The organism is Pelagibius litoralis (genome assembly GCF_011683915.1).
Classification (GTDB): domain Bacteria; phylum Pseudomonadota; class Alphaproteobacteria; order Kiloniellales; family Kiloniellaceae; genus Pelagibius; species Pelagibius litoralis.
Genome location: NZ_JAAQPH010000005.1, coordinates 13,560 through 29,738, shown reverse-complemented (window position 1 = coordinate 29,738; position 16,179 = coordinate 13,560). Strand labels below are relative to the sequence as shown.

The 16,179-nt window shown below is 62.9% G+C and carries 12 protein-coding genes; 9 read left to right on the top strand and 3 right to left on the bottom strand.

The features are described from left to right. Positions 1-114: 114 nt before the first annotated feature. Positions 115-981: a LysR family transcriptional regulator gene (locus tag HBA54_RS07770; protein WP_167223154.1), complete on the bottom strand. Its 867-nt coding sequence runs from the start codon at positions 979-981 to the stop codon at positions 115-117. Positions 982-1,144: 163 nt separating this feature from the next. On the opposite strand from HBA54_RS07770, the gene HBA54_RS07765 reads away from it, so the two are divergent. After that, positions 1,145-1,624, top strand: a complete 480-nt coding sequence (locus HBA54_RS07765) for a hypothetical protein (protein WP_167223152.1) — start codon at positions 1,145-1,147, stop codon at positions 1,622-1,624. A 152-nt stretch (positions 1,625-1,776) separates the two neighbouring features. Here HBA54_RS07765 and HBA54_RS07760 read toward each other — a convergent pair whose 3' ends face one another. Next, positions 1,777-4,587: a hybrid sensor histidine kinase/response regulator gene (locus tag HBA54_RS07760; RefSeq protein WP_167223150.1), complete on the bottom strand. Its 2,811-nt coding sequence runs from the start codon at positions 4,585-4,587 to the stop codon at positions 1,777-1,779. 306 nt (positions 4,588-4,893) lie between these two features. Here HBA54_RS07760 and HBA54_RS07755 point away from each other — a divergent pair, with 306 nt between their 5' ends. The 3 genes from HBA54_RS07755 to HBA54_RS07745 all read left to right on the top strand — a co-directional run bounded on the left by HBA54_RS07755 (position 4,894) and on the right by HBA54_RS07745 (position 9,967). After that, positions 4,894-6,888, top strand: a complete 1,995-nt coding sequence (locus HBA54_RS07755) for a PhoX family protein (protein ID WP_167223148.1) — start codon at positions 4,894-4,896, stop codon at positions 6,886-6,888. Positions 6,889-7,212: 324 nt separating this feature from the next. Continuing rightward, positions 7,213-8,724, top strand: coding sequence for a tetratricopeptide repeat protein (locus HBA54_RS07750; RefSeq protein WP_167223146.1), 1,512 nt, complete (start codon positions 7,213-7,215; stop codon positions 8,722-8,724). 658 nt (positions 8,725-9,382) lie between these two features. Beyond that, positions 9,383-9,967, top strand: a complete 585-nt coding sequence (locus HBA54_RS07745; RefSeq protein ID WP_167223144.1) for a GNAT family N-acetyltransferase — start codon at positions 9,383-9,385, stop codon at positions 9,965-9,967. A gap of 210 nt (positions 9,968-10,177) precedes the next feature. Here the strand turns inward: HBA54_RS07745 and rpsU are convergent, their stop codons facing one another. Continuing rightward, a complete protein-coding gene (rpsU, locus tag HBA54_RS07740; protein ID WP_167223142.1) occupies positions 10,178-10,381 on the bottom strand; it encodes a 30S ribosomal protein S21 in 204 nt (67 codons plus the stop codon). Between the two features lie 318 nt (positions 10,382-10,699). Between rpsU and def the strand changes: the two genes are divergently transcribed. The 5 genes from def (at position 10,700) to HBA54_RS28660 (ending at position 16,166) form a co-directional block, all read left to right on the top strand. Then, positions 10,700-11,311 (top strand): peptide deformylase, encoded by a 612-nt coding sequence (gene def, locus HBA54_RS07735; RefSeq protein ID WP_167223140.1) that lies wholly within the window; start codon positions 10,700-10,702, stop codon positions 11,309-11,311. Continuing rightward, entirely contained in the window at positions 11,301-11,981 is a 681-nt protein-coding gene (locus HBA54_RS07730; protein ID WP_167223138.1) for a COQ9 family protein, read from the top strand. The genes def and HBA54_RS07730 overlap by 11 nt, the downstream gene beginning before the upstream one ends. 398 nt (positions 11,982-12,379) lie before the next feature. Next, entirely contained in the window at positions 12,380-13,219 is an 840-nt protein-coding gene (locus tag HBA54_RS07725; protein ID WP_167223136.1) for a MurR/RpiR family transcriptional regulator, read from the top strand. Positions 13,220-13,265: 46 nt separating this feature from the next. Next, on the top strand, positions 13,266-14,387 hold the full coding sequence (locus HBA54_RS28665) for an extracellular solute-binding protein (RefSeq protein WP_205944488.1): 1,122 nt from the start codon (positions 13,266-13,268) through the stop codon (positions 14,385-14,387). 33 nt (positions 14,388-14,420) lie between these two features. Then, positions 14,421-16,166 (top strand): ABC transporter permease, encoded by a 1,746-nt coding sequence (locus HBA54_RS28660; protein WP_205944487.1) that lies wholly within the window; start codon positions 14,421-14,423, stop codon positions 16,164-16,166. The last annotated feature ends 13 nt before the right edge of the window (positions 16,167-16,179 follow it).

Genomic DNA, 16,179 nt, shown 5'->3' with positions numbered 1-16,179 from the left:
GTCCCGTTTCCAACGCCCGCCAACTGAAAATGTCTTCTTTGTGAAACCGCTGTGGGTGGTGTGACCCAGAAAGGACGGGAGAGGTGCCGGGCGGGAGTATGAACATGTTGAGCGTCAACCCCGGGCTAGCTCTCGCACGAGTTCGTCTGACTCCGGACGTGACGGCTGATGTCGGAACCGAATGGCAACAACCTGTCGTGCTATCCCAACGCCATCAAGTGGGCGCGATACGAGACCGGCATCGTTTGGGATCGCCGTAGCAGGCAGCACCACCGCACCAGCACCGCGCCGTGCGAGTTCAAGCAGCCAGTCCACACGGTTCGAACGATAGGCCGCGTAGAGCGCGTGTCCCCGCTCAGCGCAGGTCCCGTGCAGCACATCGCGCATTTCGCAGTTTGGCCTGTCCAGCAAGTCGGTGCCGGCAAGAAGTTCCAGCGGGACAGTCGCTCGAACGCTGAGAGGGTGATCAGCCGCTACGACTACCCGATAATTCTCGTTGTAGAGTGGATCGATCCGGTAAAGATCGGCGCTCACCTCTGCAGACATGATTGCAATATCGAAGCGCCCTTCCCGTAACCCTGCGAGCAGAGCCTGCTGATCGTCTATGATCAGCTCGATATCCGCCTGCGGTAAGCGTTCGCGATAGCGCGAAATGATTGCTGTAATCTTCCCCTGCCCAATCGTCTCTCCAATCCCTACGCTGATCGGGACGCGATCCAATCGAATATGCCGGATGGCCTCCGCTTTCGCTTCGCGCGCTTCTTCGTGCACCTTTGCCAGACGTGGACGCACAAGATTGCCCAGAGGCGTCAGTCGGCAACCTGCGCGGTCCCGAAGAAAGAGTGGACCGCCAAGTTCATCTTCCAGCTTTTTGATCGCCGTCGTAAGCGACGGCTGTGAGACGTTCGACGCCCGCGCCGCGTGAGTGAAATTGCGATGCTCACAGACGGCGAGGAAGTATCGAATCTGGTTCATCTCCATTCAAATACCTTTGCTGCGTGAAAGTCCGGACACCTGTGATGCGGCCCCGATACATCTAATAGCATAGTCTATGTCTATCGTAATATAGAGTTTCGGAATTGGTGAAGTCTTCATTTTTCAAGAAATATGGGCCTGCGCAATCTCGTGCGAAAAGGAAGAAGCTATGAAAACTTCACTCTCTGTCATCGCGGCCGGTCTCGTCACTATCGCTGCTGCCGGTACCACTGCCGTTGCCCCCGCCCATGCGCAGGAAAACTGCCTGCCGGTTTCCGGCGGCATCAATGTCACCATCGTCGACTCAGAACCGCTGCGCGTGCTTGGTCCGGTGACGGGCACACTCTCAGGTGCCACGCAAGCGACTGTTCTGTCCCAGGAGCAACAGGGCGACGGGACCATCAAGCTTGACGTCACACACGACTTCGTAACAGACGATCGATCCTCTCTCACCACAAAAGACGTCGTCATCTGGACACCTGTGCCAGGGCACGAGGGCGTGTTTCGGATGCAGACAACCTATACCGTTGTCTCGGGGACGGGCCGCTTCGCCGAAGCACATGGCTCTTTCCAAAACCACGGTGAGGTCGTCGCGGGCGAGGGCCTGGTCACGCTGTCATATGGCGGCGAAATCTGCGGCGTTAACTGACGAGGCGGTGAGGGCGGGATCGACTCGATAACGATCTCGCCCAGCCTCACTTCTCTCGCTCGCTATCAGATATTCAAAAGAGAACGCTCCCCTGCGAAAAAACGAATGCAGCCATCGGTGCGCGCAGAGGCGCCGTCAAAACGTGAAAGAGTCTAGGCTTCGCCCCGGGCGGCGATCTCTTCGACCAGGCTGCGGATCTGATCCGGCATGAAGGGTTTCTCGATGCAGGGCCGGCCGGTCTTTTTCAGGAAGCGGCCGGTGCGTTCGTTCAGCAGGTCGCCGGTGATGAAGACGAAGCGGTCGAGCAGGTGGGGCTTGGTTTCGCTGACCGCGCCATAGAGGCCCGGTCCGTCCAGATGCGGCATGCGCAGGTCGCAGATGATGGCGGCATAGTCCTGGCCGGCCAGGTTGGTCAGCGCCCCCTGGCCGCTGGATGCCACATCGACGCTGTGACCCGCCGCTTCCAGAACCTCGACCAGGAAACTGGTGATGTCGGGTTCGTCGTCGACCACCAGGATCTGGCGCTCCTGGCTGTGGAGCCGAGGCGCGGCCACCTCCGGCTCCTCTGTCTGGATCATGCCGCCGGCGGGCAGCAGCACGGTAAAGGCCGCGCCGCCGCTGGCCGCGTTCTCAACCGAAATACTGCCGCCGTGGGCGGTGACCATGCCGTGGCAGACCGAAAGCCCGACGCCGGTACCGTGGCCCACCGGTTTGGTGGTGAAGAAAGGATCGAAAATGCGGGAGCGGATTTCCTCGGGGATGCCGGGACCGCTGTCGCGCACCAGAATCCGGATCTGCCGGCTGGCGGCCAGATAGGAGGTGGTGATGACGAGGCGGTGTGGCAGCGGCGTGTTGAGCATCGCCTGCTGCGCGTTGATGAAGAGGTTGACCAGGATGTGGCTCAACTGGTCCGAGTCGCCGGCGACCAACGGCAGGTCGGGGGCCAGATCGCAGGTGATCGTCACATCCGTGGTGTTCAACTGATAGGTCACCAGGTCCAGGACGTCGGCGATCAAGTCGTTGATCTGGATCGCCGAGCGCGCCGCCGGCCGCTGGCGCGCCATGGACAGGAAGGTCTTCACGATCTTGGCGCAGCGGTCGGCGGCGTTGCGCACCTTCATGGCCCGCTCGGCCAGGGCGCTGTCGGGGGCCATGCTTTCCAACAGGGCCGCCTGGCCGATGACCACGGAGAGCGGATTGTTCAACTCATGGGAAACGCCGGCCAGCAGGCCGCCCAGGGCGGTCAGCTTTTCATTCTGATAGATTTTCTCACGCTGGCGCTGCAGCTCGCGTTCGGTATGAACCCGGTCGGTGATGTTGTTGTAGGTCGACACGATGCAGCCGTCGGGCAGGCGCTGCTGGCGTATTTCGATCACCCGGCCGTCCGCCAGGGTGCGTTGGTCCACGCTGCGGGTGACCCGCGCGATAACGGCCAGCCGTTGCTCGACGAAGGCGTCTTCGCCACCGGCCGCTTCCACCTCGGCACGGGGATAGTGCTCGTTGCGCAGACCCTGGCGCACGAACTCGGAAACATGAACGCCGGGGCGGCCGAGTTCCCCGGGAATACTGAAGATGTCGAGGAAGCCCTGATTGACCAGCAGGACCCTCATGTCGGGTGCGGTCACGGTAACGCCCTGGGCAATGTTGGCGAGAATGCCCTTCAGCTGGGCCGAGCGCTCGGCAAGCGCCTGCTCCAGCCGGCTTTCCTGGTCGCGCAGGGCAAACTCGGCGCGCTTGCGCTCTGTGATGTCGCTGCGCACGCTGACGAAACCGCCGGAGCGGGTGTGCTGTTCCTTCACCGTGTCCCAGCGCCCGTCGGGCCAGGCATCCTCGCTGACGCAGGCTTCGTTGCTCAGCCGGTCGGCGATGAAGTCGGCAATGAATTGCTCCCGGTCGCGCCAGACGCGCGGGTCGGTCACGACGTTGTTGGCGACACTGGCCTCCACCAGTTCCTGCATCGGTTTGCCGGCGATGGCCTGCTGGGTCGGCAGAAAGGGGAACAGCTCGTGAAAGCGTCGGTTGGTCAGCACCACCTTCAGGTCGGAATCATAGAGAACGAAGCTATCCGACAGATTGTCGACCGCTTCGCGCAGCATCAGTTCCGAGCGGCGCATCTGCACCTGTTCGGTCACGTCGCTCAAGGAAACCAGAACCGCCGCCTCACCGCGCCAGAGGATGCGCTTTTCCGCGGCTTCGACCCAGAAGGGCTCGCCCTTGGCGGTCAGGCAGCGCAGCACCCTGGCCGGGCCGGCTGCGCCCTCCGCCAGGATGCGCCGCTGTCGCCGCAGGGCGCGGTTGTGCAACTCGACGGGCAGGAAGGGCAGCAGTGTCGGTTCCGCCAGCAGGCCCGCGCTGCCGTCAAAGCCGATCCGCCGGGCACAGGCTTCGTTGGCATAGAGCGGTTTGAAATCGCGGTGGACAAGGACGCCATTGGGGAAGCCTTCGACCAAGGCCCTGAAGTCGGCCTCTTCTCCGGTATCCGGTTCTTTTATGCCCAGCCCCTTGGTACCCGGTCGACCGGGGCTCGTCTTACGACGACGCTTCCCGGGTTTTTCCGAGGCGGTGTCTTGAGGCGCTGCTTGATGGATCACCAGCCAATGTTGCTGCTGCCCTTTCCGGTCGAACAGCGGGCGGATGTCGATGCGCTCGCTGTTGCAGTCCGACAGGCGCTTGCCTTTCACATCCGCCTTGGCCCAGCCGCTGGCCAGGACAAAGGCCTGGTTGGCGCCCAGCAGGGTCGGCTCGGCCGTATCGTCAGCAGCGGTGGCGATGGCGACGGCCCCCTGAAGCGCCTCCAGGATGGCGTCAAGGTTCCGCGCAAAGCGGTTGTTTGGGCGCAGAGGGTTGGACATCACGGCAACTTGCTTGAACCAGTCGATAGAGTGACCCCGCCCGGACGGCGGGCGCAAGCCCGGATCCTGCGCCGTCCGCAGGCCGATTTCGCGGCTGTCTTCGGCTGGCATGACCCTGCTATGGGATTGTTTCAATCGCATGTGGCGGCGGCGGGAAATTGGTTTCGATTGTTCACACTGCTGACCTACGTAAAAAACCGGCTTCGGGTTGCGGCGTCATGCTTAGGTGCTGAAAAGCATTGCTTTTTCAAGACGGTCGAGGTGTCGTCGGCTCTTTCGGCGGCGCGGTTTAGGCTGTCGCAGACTTGTAATAAATCTGTCATAGTTAAGGCATCATGCTGTTGTAGGGTCTCGCAACCCGCCAGCCAAAAACAGCCGCGAAAGCGGTGTCCACCCGCATTAGGAGAGGCACCTGAAATGCAGAAAAACGACGAATTTGCTTCGAAGGGAGCAGCCTTCGAAGCTTCCGAGGACGTCCCCACCAATACCAATCTGGCCAATACCTTCGGCAAGATCGCAGAGCGGCGCTACGGCCGCCGCGACGTGATGCGCGGGGCCCTCGGGCTGGCCGCGACCACGGCGCTGAGCGGTACGCTGGGGACCCTGGGTGGGATCAAGACGGCAGAAGCCGCCGACGGCCGCTATGTCTGGACCGAAATCGAGCATGGTGTCGACGAGACCCATCATGTCGCGCCGGGCCATACGGCGGACATTCTGATTCGCTGGGGCGATCCGATTTTCGCGGATTCCCCGGAATTCGATCCGATGAAGCAGACCGCCGCGGCCCAGGCCAGGCAGTTCGGCTACAACAACGATTTTCTCGGCTATGTCGGCCTGCCCTTCGGCTCGGACAACCCGGACAACGGCCTGCTCTGCGTGAACCACGAATACACCAGTGAGGAGGTCATGTTCCCCGGCATCGGGCGCCAGGACAACAAGGGCTTCCCGGACATGACCGCAGAGCTGGTCGACATCGAGATGGCGGCCCACGGCGGCTCGGTCATCGAAGTGAAGCGTGAAGGCGAAAAGTGGTCGGTCGTGAAGGACAGCCAGTACAACCGCCGCATCACCGCCAATACCACCTATATGGAGCTGACAGGCCCTGCGGCCGGCCACGATCGGCTGAAGACCTCGGTCGATCAAAACGGGACCACTTGTATCGGTACCTTCAACAACTGCGCCGGCGGGATCACGCCCTGGGGCACCTATCTGATGGCGGAAGAGAACTTCCACGGCTACTTCGGCGGTGCCGTCGATGGCCATCCGGAAGAACGCAACTACAAGCGTTATGGCGTGCCCGGCGGCTGGTACGCCTGGTCGAAATACCACAAGCGTTTCGACATCAATGCCGAGCCGAATGAGGCCAACCGCTTCGGCTGGGTGGTCGAAGTGGACGCCATGGACCCGACCTCCACGCCCAAGAAGCGCACCGCCATGGGCCGCTTCAAGCACGAGGGCGCAGAGCCGATCGTGAACGGCGACGGCCGGGTGGTGGTCTACATGGGCGACGACCAGCGCTTCGACTACGTCTACAAGTTCGTCTCCGAGCGCCGCTACAATCCGGACGACCGCGCAGCGAACATGGATATCCTCGATGACGGCACGCTTTTCGTCGCGCGCTTCAACGAGGACGGCAAGCTCGACTGGTTGCCGCTGATCTACGGCAGCGGCCCCCTGACCGCCGAAAACGGCTTCCACAGCCAGGCCGACGTTGTCATCGAGGCGCGCATTGCCGCCGACCTTCTGGGCGCGACCCCGATGGACAGGCCGGAGGACATCGATCCCAATCCGCAGACCAACAAGGTCTACGTGATGCTGACCAACAACTCCAAGCGCAAGGCCGATGCGGTCGACGCGGCCAACCCGCGCGGGCCCAACGACTTTGGCCAGATCGTTGAGATGGTCCCGCCCAATGGCGACCACGATGCCCTGCAGTACACCTGGGACCTGCTGGTGGTCGCCGGCGATCCCAGCAAGCCGGAGGTCGGCGCGAAGTACCATCAGGCCACCTCGGAAAACGGCTGGTTCGGTTCGCCGGACAACTGCACCGTCGATGCGGCGGGGCGGCTGTGGATTTCCACCGACCAGGGCTCCGGCTGGTCGAAGACCGGCAATGCCGACGGTCTCTACGGGCTGGAGACCGAGGGTGAGATGCGCGGCTACAGCAAGATGTTCTTCCGCACGCCGATCGGTGCGGAACTCTGCGGTCCGCGCTTCACCCCGGATGTGAAGTCGCTGTTTCTGGCGGTCCAGCATCCGGCGACCGACGGAACGAAGGACTTCCCCGGCTTCGAGCGCAACTCGACCTTCGAGGACCCCGCCACCCGCTGGCCGGACTTCACCGAAGGTATGCCGCCCCGGCCCTCGGTCGTGGTGGTTCGAAAGGACGACGGCGGCGAGATCGGCACCTGACCACCGACGATCGTTTGGATGACATGGGGGGCGGCTTCGGCCGCCCCTTTCTTTTGGTCCGAATGGTTGTTCTGGCGTTTCGGTTTCGACCGCAGAGCGCTGTCCGCAGGCCCCTGGGAAGACCGGATTACCCCTGAATCGCGATCTTTCTCCGCCGGTGTGATTTTCCTCACAGAGCCGGATCAGGCGCCCGGGGCATCTTGCCAGCATGCAATGTGCAGTGAGGGGAGCATGATGGCTGGCCGGCAAGATGGTGCGAAAGCTGAAAGTGATTTGCGGCATTCCGTGAATTTTCCTTGTGATTTATTTCCCACAGATGTGCCGTTGGACGGCCGTTCGCGGCGCCTGATCGGCTTGGAGGGCTTTACCCTGCTGGATGCCGAGAACCTGCACCCCTCCAACGACCCCGCTGACGGGCAGTGTGCGGAAGCCGGAGCCATGGACATGGCCGAGGACTGCGAATTCCAGAACCGTCAGCTTGCCGCTGATCTCGGGTCTCTGGGGGCCTCGCCCGCTGCCGGCCAAGATGCCGGCCGGCAACAGCATGAAGACGCGGAGGACTGTTTCCACCGTGGCCTCGCCCGGGCCGAAGCCGGGGACCATCAGGGGGCGGTCGTGGAGTTTTCCGCGGCCCTGGCCGGCGATCCGCACCGGGGTCAGTACTTCCTGGAGCGTGCCTACAGCTATCGCCACCTGGGCTACACCTACCTGGCCATCGACGACTTCGAGCAGGCCGGTATTCATGGCGCCAGCTGGGCCGCCGCCCACAACGGCAAGGGCATGGTGCGCCGGGAGAAGGGCGATCTCACGGGCGCGCTCTGCGATTTCGACGCTGCCATTCGCAGCGATGCCCGCTTCGCCGCCGCCTATTCCAATCGCGGGCTGTGCCATCTGGAACGGCATGACTATCTGAAAGCCATTGCCGATCTCACCATGTCGATCGATCTGGCGGGCGAGCAGGTTGTCACGCTCTATCATCGGGCTGCAGCGCTTTGCCGCCTGAAGCGCTATGCCGAGGCTGAGGCGGATCTGACCCGTGCCGAAGCCCAGGCCCCCGATGAGGCGAGTATCCTGAACCGTCGTGGCGTTGCGCGCGAAGGCCAGGGCAAGCTTGAACTGGCGCTGGAAGACTACGACAGATCCATCGCGCTCGATCCGACACTCGCGCCGGGCTACGCCAACCGTGCCCGCCTGCGACAGCGCCGGGCGGACTATCGCGGTGCCATCGACGACTACACCCGTGAACTGGAGTTCGAGCCCGGCTCCTGGCAGGCGCATGGACGCCGGGGGCAGTGCTACGCCCGCCTTGGCGAACCGCGCCGGGCGGTGCTCGACCTCAACGCCGCCCTGGCGCGAGAGGACGGGAAGGCCTTTCTTTTCGTTGAGCGGGCCCAGTGCTACGGCGCCCTGAAGAATTTCTCCCGGGCCGTTGCCGACTGCGATGAGGCTTTGGAGCGCGCGCCGCGCTGCATCGCGGCCCTGCTGGAACGCGCCCGTTGGCGTGAGCGGCTGCGTGACACCAAGGGTGCCCTGACCGATCTTGACCGGGTGGTGGATCTGGACGGCGACCATCCCCGGGTTTTCAACCTTCGTGGCCGCTATCTGCTGCGTCAGGGCAGCCTCGACGCGGCGCAGCGCGACTTCGAAAAGGATATCGCCCTGAACCCGACGGAGCCCTGGGCCTATATGGGGCGCGGTGACTGCCGGGCGCGTCTCGGTGAGGTGATGGCGGCAGCGGATGACTATCGCCGGGCGGCGGCGCTCTTTGCGGAGACCGGGCGTGAGGGCGACCGGGCTTCGGCCCTGCAGCGGATGCACCAGGTGCTGGTTGCCTGAACACGGCGCGCGTAGGGGGCACACAGGCTTCTCACAGCGCGTTCGGGGCCTTCCGGGCTTTCTAGAGCAGATTCACCCGGTCGATGGATCGCCTCCGGCGATTCCATCCGACCAGGATCTGCTCTAACTGTTTGATGGTGATCGGATTCACATGTTTTGGCGCAACCACGAAGTGGTTCCGTCAAAACATGATCCGATCTAGCCTTCCAGAACGAATCACGTTTGGCCGGAACCACTTTGTGGTCCCGGCCAAACGCATGAATCGGCACCCGTCGTTTTGAATCCGAACTTTGCTTCACCGGACTCCGGGCCCGGATCGCTGCGACCTTAACACGGCGTTGGCGGGTTCCCGAAGCCATCGACAGGATACGCTGCAGATCGGTCGAAGGGGGCTTTGAGGGCGTTGTGCCAGAAACAATCAATACAATTTCCCCTGCTTTGCGAAAACAGCCTGAAACATAACGCTGCCACAGTCCCTCCTGCGTGCGGTGCTGGGAACCAGGTTTGTAGTGGGTTCCATGCTCCTGCGGCGGTTCATGCGGCGACTCCGTCGTGGGGATATGACCAGGATTCACTGCTGTCCTGTATCCTGCACTGCACGCGCAAGTTCCTTGCATCCATTGCCGCCCGGCGCGGCGGAGTCTGCAGGAGTCCTGTCATGAAGCGTGACGTGCCTCACATTCGCGTGGCGAAACGCGACGACATTGCCGCCATCGAGGCCATGCACCTGCTCTCGGTTCAGAAGCTGGTCAGCCGCGACTACAGCCCCGACCAAATCGACGCTTTTGTCAGCCACCTCGGCACCTACGACCCCTCCTTGATCAATGACGGCACTTACTTCGTGATCGAGCAGGAGGGCGCCGTTATTGCCAGTGGGGGCTGGTCCTGGCGCCTGCCTCAGTTCGAAGCGGCGGGCGCCGGCAAAGGTGACGGGGGTAAAGGCGAAGGGGGCTTCGGCTTATCGCCGGACTCGGCGAAGATCCGCTCGATATTCGTCCACCCGCAGCACACCCGCCGGGGGCTGGCGTCGCGCCTTGTCCGGTTGTCGGAGGAGCAGGCGGCGGTTGCCGGCTGTTGCCTTCTGGAGCTCTGGGCGACCCTCACCGGGGTGCCGCTCTATCTCAGTCTTGGCTATGAGGAGGTCGGGCGTGTGGCTCTGGAGGCGCCGGATGTTGCGCCCCTGGTTTCCGTGCATATGGCCAAGCCGCTGTCCGTCGACGCGCCAGAGATAAGCGCCGCCTGACGTTTGGCGTCACTGCCTATCGCGCCGGACAGGTCCCCGCGCGGCTCGCCCTTAGCAAAGCCGGTCGGCAATGATCCCTGGGATTCTTCAGAAAGCAATAAAGCGGGCAGGACGCCCGCTTTTTCGGCGCGACGGCGATGCCGTCCGCGCTCTACGTTCCCCCCGCAGGCGCGCTGTTTTCAACACAAGCGCGCCGCGGGCAACCGCTTTCTAGAAGCCTTCGCGCTCCATCCGCTTGCGCAGAAGCTTGCGGTAACGGCGCACGGCTTCGGCGCGCTCGCGCTTCTTGCGGGCGGAGGGCTTTTCAAAATTGCGGCGGAGTTTCATCTCGCGGAAGACACCCTCGCGCTGCAACTTCTTCTTCAGCGCACGAAGGGCTTGATCAACGTTGTTGTCTCGAACCTGAACTTGCACAGACGCTCAGTGCTCCTATCTGAAGCCGCGAAAAGCTCGCATCCCGGCGAACCTTCGGGCTGATTTTCTTGGATATTGAGGCAAAACTAACTCTCTCGCGGCATCTGTGCTGCGAGTGATGAGCGGTTGGTATCATAGGGAAGCGCGAAAAGGAAGGCTTTTCTCAAGGGTTTTGGCCCTTTTTTCTGCCGAAACCGTCCGGAACTCTCCCGGGAGTCCTTCCTGGTGGATATTTGGGAAAAGTGCCGGAATTTCCTACTTTCCCGGCTAGGGCGCGGCGCGCCTTTACCCCTTCGTGTGCTGTGCCATATTAGCCTCATGGCCATTTTGAAGATTGCCCGCATGGGGCACCCGATCCTACGCCGCCGGGCCAAGCCCGTAGGCGATCCGACGGCGCCGGAAATTCACCGCCTGGTGCGCGATATGCTGGAAACCATGGACGATGCCGGCGGTACCGGCCTGGCTGCGCCGCAGGTCCATGCACCGCTCAGGGTGGTCGTGTTTTTCGTCACCGGCACCCGTGCCGCCCGGGAGGGCGACGACAGCCCGGACGAGCGTGCGGTGCCTCTGACAATCCTGGTCAATCCGGAGATTGAGGTTCTCGATGACACCCCATTTCTGGGGCCGGAGGCCTGCCTCTCGGTGCCCGGCCTGATCGGCCAGGTGCCAAGGCCGAGATGGATTCGCTACCGCGGCTATGATCTGGAGGGTGAGCCGGTTGAACGCGAAGCCACGGGTTTCCATGCCCGGGTCGTCCAGCACGAGTGCGACCATTTGGACGGTATTCTCTATCCCCAGCGGATGACAGACTTGTCGCTCCTGGCCTTCACCAGCGAGGGATCGCGGCGCCAGCCCGGTGAAAACCTGCCGGAGACCTCCGGCGGAGAACCCCCAAGCGAAGATGAGGTTTTGCAAAGCCATGACCGATGACAAGCAAAGACTGGCGCTGCTCGATCAGACGCTGCGCCATGTGCCTTTCGACGGTTGGACGTGGCAGGCCATCGATGCTGCCGCCCGCGACCTGGAAATGGATCTTGCGGAAGCCCGGCGGCTTTATCCCGGCGGCCCGGAGGAGATGATCAGGACCTTCAGCAACGAGGCGGATCGCCAGATGATGGCCGGGTTGGAGCGCCTGGATCTGGCCTCCATGAAGGTGCGCGAGAAAGTGACGGCCGGTGTGCGGCTGCGCCTGGAAGCTCTGGCCGCCCATCGCGAGGCGGCGCGCCGCGCCCTGGCCTTCTTTGCCATGCCCCAGAATGCGGCGGGCGGTCTGCGCTGTCTCTATCGCACCGTGGATGCCATCTGGTATGCGGCCGGTGACACCGCGACCGACTACAACTTCTATACCAAGCGGGCACTGCTCTCCGGGGTCTACACCTCGACCCTCCTGTACTGGCTGAACGACAAGTCGGACGACTACACCGCCAGCTGGGCCTTTCTGGACCGCCGCATCGCTGAGGTGCTGAAGGTCGCCGGCCGCCTCGGCAAGGGGGTGAGCGCCGCCATGAACCTGCCGGACCGCCTGTTTGAGCGCTTTGCCGAAGCGGGGGGCGGCCTCACCCGCAGCAGGAGCGGTCGCCTGCGCAGCACCCGGCGCTGAATCCAGCACTGAAGCCAAGGGCGCGCCACGCGCCCGGCAAGCAAAGCCGCGGTAACCAAGGGCGGGATTCGGCGACTTTTCCGCCATCGCTCCGGCGGATACATTCTTGCCTAGAGCAGATCCCGATCGGATGGAATCGCCGGAGGCGATCCATCGACGGGGTGAATCTGCTCTAACTGTTTGATGGCGATCGGATTCACATGTTTTGGCGCAACCACGAAGTGGTTCCGTCAAAACATGATCCGATCTAGACGAAGACGGCTTTCCCCAGACGGGGCGGCAGGAGAGGCCGCTGTTTACATGAATTGCAAGATTTCTTGCATTTGTGTCATCTTCATGCAATATAACCCGCATAAGATAGCTCTCGTGCCAAACGGGACTGGGGAGGAAGCACCGCGATGTCCATTGTCGTCCGCATGAAAGATGCGGCCGGCCGGCTGACGCCGTCCGAGCGCAAGATGGTCCAGGAAATCGTTGCCAAACCGCGCGATGCGGCTCTGGGAACGGCTGCTGACCTGGCCCAATCGATCGGGGTACACGAAGCCACCGCATCGCGGCTGGCCCGCAAGCTGGGGTTCGACAGCTATGCCGGTTTCCGCGCTGCCCTGCGCGACGAATTCATCGCCCGCACCGATCCGGCCGTTCGGGTGCGCAACACCCTTGAAGAGACCCGTGGCGCCGACCTGATTGCCGAACTGGTGGCCCAGGAAACGGCGGCCCTGGGGGCCTTGCCGGAGTACCTGTCGATCGAGCGCATCGCGCAGATTGCCGATGCCCTTCACAGCGCCCGAAAGATCTTTATCTTCGCCCGCGGCAATGCCGAGACGCTTGCCGTGATGATGGAGCGTCGCCTGCGCCGTTTCGGCATGAGTGTTGTGCGCCTGCGCGGCGACGGCCGCGACCTTGCCGAACAGATGGTCGAACTGACATCGGCCGATACCGTGCTCGCCTTTGCCTTCCGCCGCCAGCCGCGCCACTACGGCGCCGTTGTCGAATACGCGCAGCTTCGCGGGGCGGCGACCATCGCGATTGCCGGGACTGTCGGGCCGACTTTGAGCCCGGCCGTGGACCACCTTTTGTCCGCGCCGCGCAGCGGCGGCCGCGAAGGATTTCAATCGCTGATCGTTCCCATGACGATCTGCAACGCCTTGGTTCTGCAACTGGCGCGGCGCGACGAGAATCGCTCGCTCCGCGTCTTGGAATCTCTTGGTGAGCTGATCAAACGCTTTGACGCCTGATGATGACAGAGGCACTGAGCCTCAAACCAATAGGGGAGACCGGAACATGAAGAGACTGTTTCAAGCGGCCGCTTTTTTGACGGCCGGTACGCTCGCATTGCCGGCACTGGCCGACGATATGAACACGAAGTCGCCGGAAGAATTGCTGGCGACCGCCAAGGCTGAGGGCCAGGTGGTTGTCTATTCCTTCACCAGCCGGATCAAGAAGGTCGAGGCGGCCTTCGAAGCCGCCTATCCGGGCATCGACCTTGTCGGCTACGACATTTCCTCCACCGAACAGATCACCCGCCTTCAGGCCGAACACCAGGCCGGTGTGGTCAACGCCGATGTGATCTACGTTTCCGACGCGCCGGTCGTGTTCGACAAACTTCTCGGCGCCGGCATCGTGACGCCCTACATCCCGCCAAGGGTTGCGGACCGGGTGCCGGCCGAGTTCAAGTCGCCGTTGCTGGCACAACGCCTTTCGACCAAGGTGTTGATGTATAACGAGGAAGCCAATCCGGACGGCCCGCCTATCGACAATCTCTGGGAATTGACGACGGTGGCCTGGAACGGGCGTGTTGTCATGGTCGATCCGCTGCAGCGTGGCGACTACCTCGATCTCATGACCGAGATCGTCCTGCAGTCGGACGCGATGGCCGCAGCCTATGAAGCGCAATTCGGCAAGAAGATCCAACTCTCTTCCGGTGTCCGGAACGCCGGTGAGCAGTTCATCACTGATCTCTTCGCCAACGACCTTATCCTCGTTGGTTCGACGGACGATGTGAATGCGGCGGTCGGCAAGCTCGGGCAGGCCAATCCGCCGCTCGGCTTCACCAGCTATTCCGACAGGCGCGACAACGCGGAAGAGGGTTGGGCGCTGCAGCTTGCCAATTCTGTGACGCCCTCGCCGGGCATTGTCTTCCCGGCTGTTATCGGGATTGCCGAGGGGGCCAAGAACCCGGCCGCGGCGCGTCTGGTCATCGACTTTCTGATGGGTGACGAGACGGCCACCGGCGGCGCGGGCTTCAAGCCCTTCTACGTGCCCGGCGACTACGCCACGCGGACCGACATCGTGCCGCATCCCGACGCCGTGCCGCTTTCGGAGTTTGCGGCCTGGCGGGTGAATCCCGAGAAGACTGCCGGTATCCGCGCCGAGATCGCCGATCTGGTTCTGACGTTGCAGTAGTCACGCGAAATCTCGGGAAAAGACCTAAAACTCATGGCTGATTTCGCCATCGGCCGGTCGGGGCGGCGTTTCTTCGCCGCCCCTGGGCGGCCCCTCATGCTCTTCGTTCTGGCGATCACGGTGATCCTGATTGCGGCGCCGCTGTTCAAGATCACCTTGATCACCCTGGCGCCGGAGACGATCGTTGCCTGGCGCGACGTCTTGTGGAGCCGGCTGTCGCCCAATCTGTTCTACAAGCCGCTCGGCAACACCATGACCATCGGCGCCAGCGTTGCCGGCGGCTGCGTTCTCATCGGCGGTTTCCTGGCCTGGCTCGTCGTGATGACGGATGTGCCCTTCCGCCGCACCATCGCCGTGCTGTCGACGCTGCCGTTCATGATCCCCAGCTTTGCCGCGGCGCTGGCCTGGGGCGTTCTGTTTCGCAACGACCGCATCGGCGGACAGGTCGGCTATCTCGAGGGCCTCGGCTTTGATATTCCGAACTGGCTGGCCTGGGGCATGGTGCCCTCGCTGATCGTGCTCATCACCCACTACTATTCCCTGACCTTCACGGTGATCGCCGCCGCCCTGGCAACGGTCAACTCCGACCTTGTCGAGGCGGCGCAGATGGCTGGCGCCAAACGCCGTAAGATCTTTTTCGGTATTATCCTTCCGGTTACGCTGCCAGCGGTGATCGCGGGCGGCTCGCTGTCTTTCGCGGGCGGGGTGTCGAACTTCGCGGTGCCGGCGCTGCTCGGCCTTCCGGTACGCATGCAGACCCTCTCGACGCGCATCTACGGGATGATGGAGGTCGGTCAGACCGCGCGCGGATATGTCATCGCCATCCTGTTGGTGCTGATCTCCGCGTTCTTCCTCTGGCTCGGCAACCGGCTGATCACCGGCCGGCGTTCCTATGCCACCATCACCGGCAAGGGCGGCCGCGCCAAACGCTTCGATCTCGGCGGTCTGCGCTGGCCGCTCTGTGTGCTCGCCATTGCGGTCAGCGTGTTCTCCACCATCGTACCGGTGCTGGTGTTGATCGCCTCCAGCTTCGCACCCTCGTCCGCCGAGTTGTTCTCGAACTGGACGCTGCACTATTGGTCCGGCGAATCGACGCCGACCATTGCCCAGGGTCTCGCCGGTGTCGCCCACAACCCGGATATCCTGTCGGCGATCGGCATTACCGTTGGGCTTGGGTTGACCGTGGCGGTCTGCGGCACTGCGCTCGGGCTGTTGATTTCCTACAGCCTTGTCCGGGCCAAACGCGGTGTCGTGCCGACCGTGGTCAGCCAGCTTTGCTTCCTGCCGCTGTTTGTGCCCGGCATTGCCTTTGGTGCCGCCTATATCGCGCTCTACGGCGCGCCCATCGGTCCTTTGCCGGCGCTTTACGGCACCTTTGCCCTGCTGGTGCTGGCGGCCACGGCCTTTCTCATTCCGTTTGCCGTGCAGACCGGGCGTGCGGTCATCCAGCAGGTCAGTGGCGACCTCGAGGAAAGCGCGCGCCTTACCGGTGCCGGTTTTCTGCGCCGCTTGATGGCGATCACGGTTCCGCTTTCGCTGCGCGGGCTGACGGCGGGGGGGCTGCTGGTTTTCGTCAAGATCGTGCGCGACCTCTCGCTGGTGGTCCTGCTGTTCACCCCGACCATGCCGGTCTTGAGTGTCGTTGCTTTTCGTTATGCATCGGAGGGTTTCGCCCAGTTCGCCAACGCGATTACGGTGGTGATCCTGTTGATTTCGATCACCATGTCGCTGTTGGCGAACAAGCTTCAGGCGAAATCCCAGCCCTGGCTGAAGAATTGAGGAAGGCCTGCCA

Bases quoted from the DNA above. Each gene is read 5' to 3' on its own strand.
- HBA54_RS07760 (WP_167223150.1), bottom strand. From the start codon at position 4,587: ATGCCAGCCGAAGACAGCCGCGAAATCGGCCTGCGGACGGCGCAGGAT.
- HBA54_RS07765 (WP_167223152.1), top strand. From the start codon at position 1,145: ATGAAAACTTCACTCTCTGTCATCGCGGCCGGTCTCGTCACTATCGCT.
- HBA54_RS28660 (WP_205944487.1), top strand. From the start codon at position 14,421: ATGGCTGATTTCGCCATCGGCCGGTCGGGGCGGCGTTTCTTCGCCGCC.
- HBA54_RS28665 (WP_205944488.1), top strand. From the start codon at position 13,266: ATGAAGAGACTGTTTCAAGCGGCCGCTTTTTTGACGGCCGGTACGCTC.
- HBA54_RS07745 (WP_167223144.1), top strand. From the start codon at position 9,383: ATGAAGCGTGACGTGCCTCACATTCGCGTGGCGAAACGCGACGACATT.
- HBA54_RS07755 (WP_167223148.1), top strand. From the start codon at position 4,894: ATGCAGAAAAACGACGAATTTGCTTCGAAGGGAGCAGCCTTCGAAGCT.
- HBA54_RS07725 (WP_167223136.1), top strand. From the start codon at position 12,380: ATGTCCATTGTCGTCCGCATGAAAGATGCGGCCGGCCGGCTGACGCCG.
- def (WP_167223140.1), top strand. From the start codon at position 10,700: ATGGCCATTTTGAAGATTGCCCGCATGGGGCACCCGATCCTACGCCGC.
- HBA54_RS07770 (WP_167223154.1), bottom strand. From the start codon at position 981: ATGGAGATGAACCAGATTCGATACTTCCTCGCCGTCTGTGAGCATCGC.
- HBA54_RS07730 (WP_167223138.1), top strand. From the start codon at position 11,301: ATGACCGATGACAAGCAAAGACTGGCGCTGCTCGATCAGACGCTGCGC.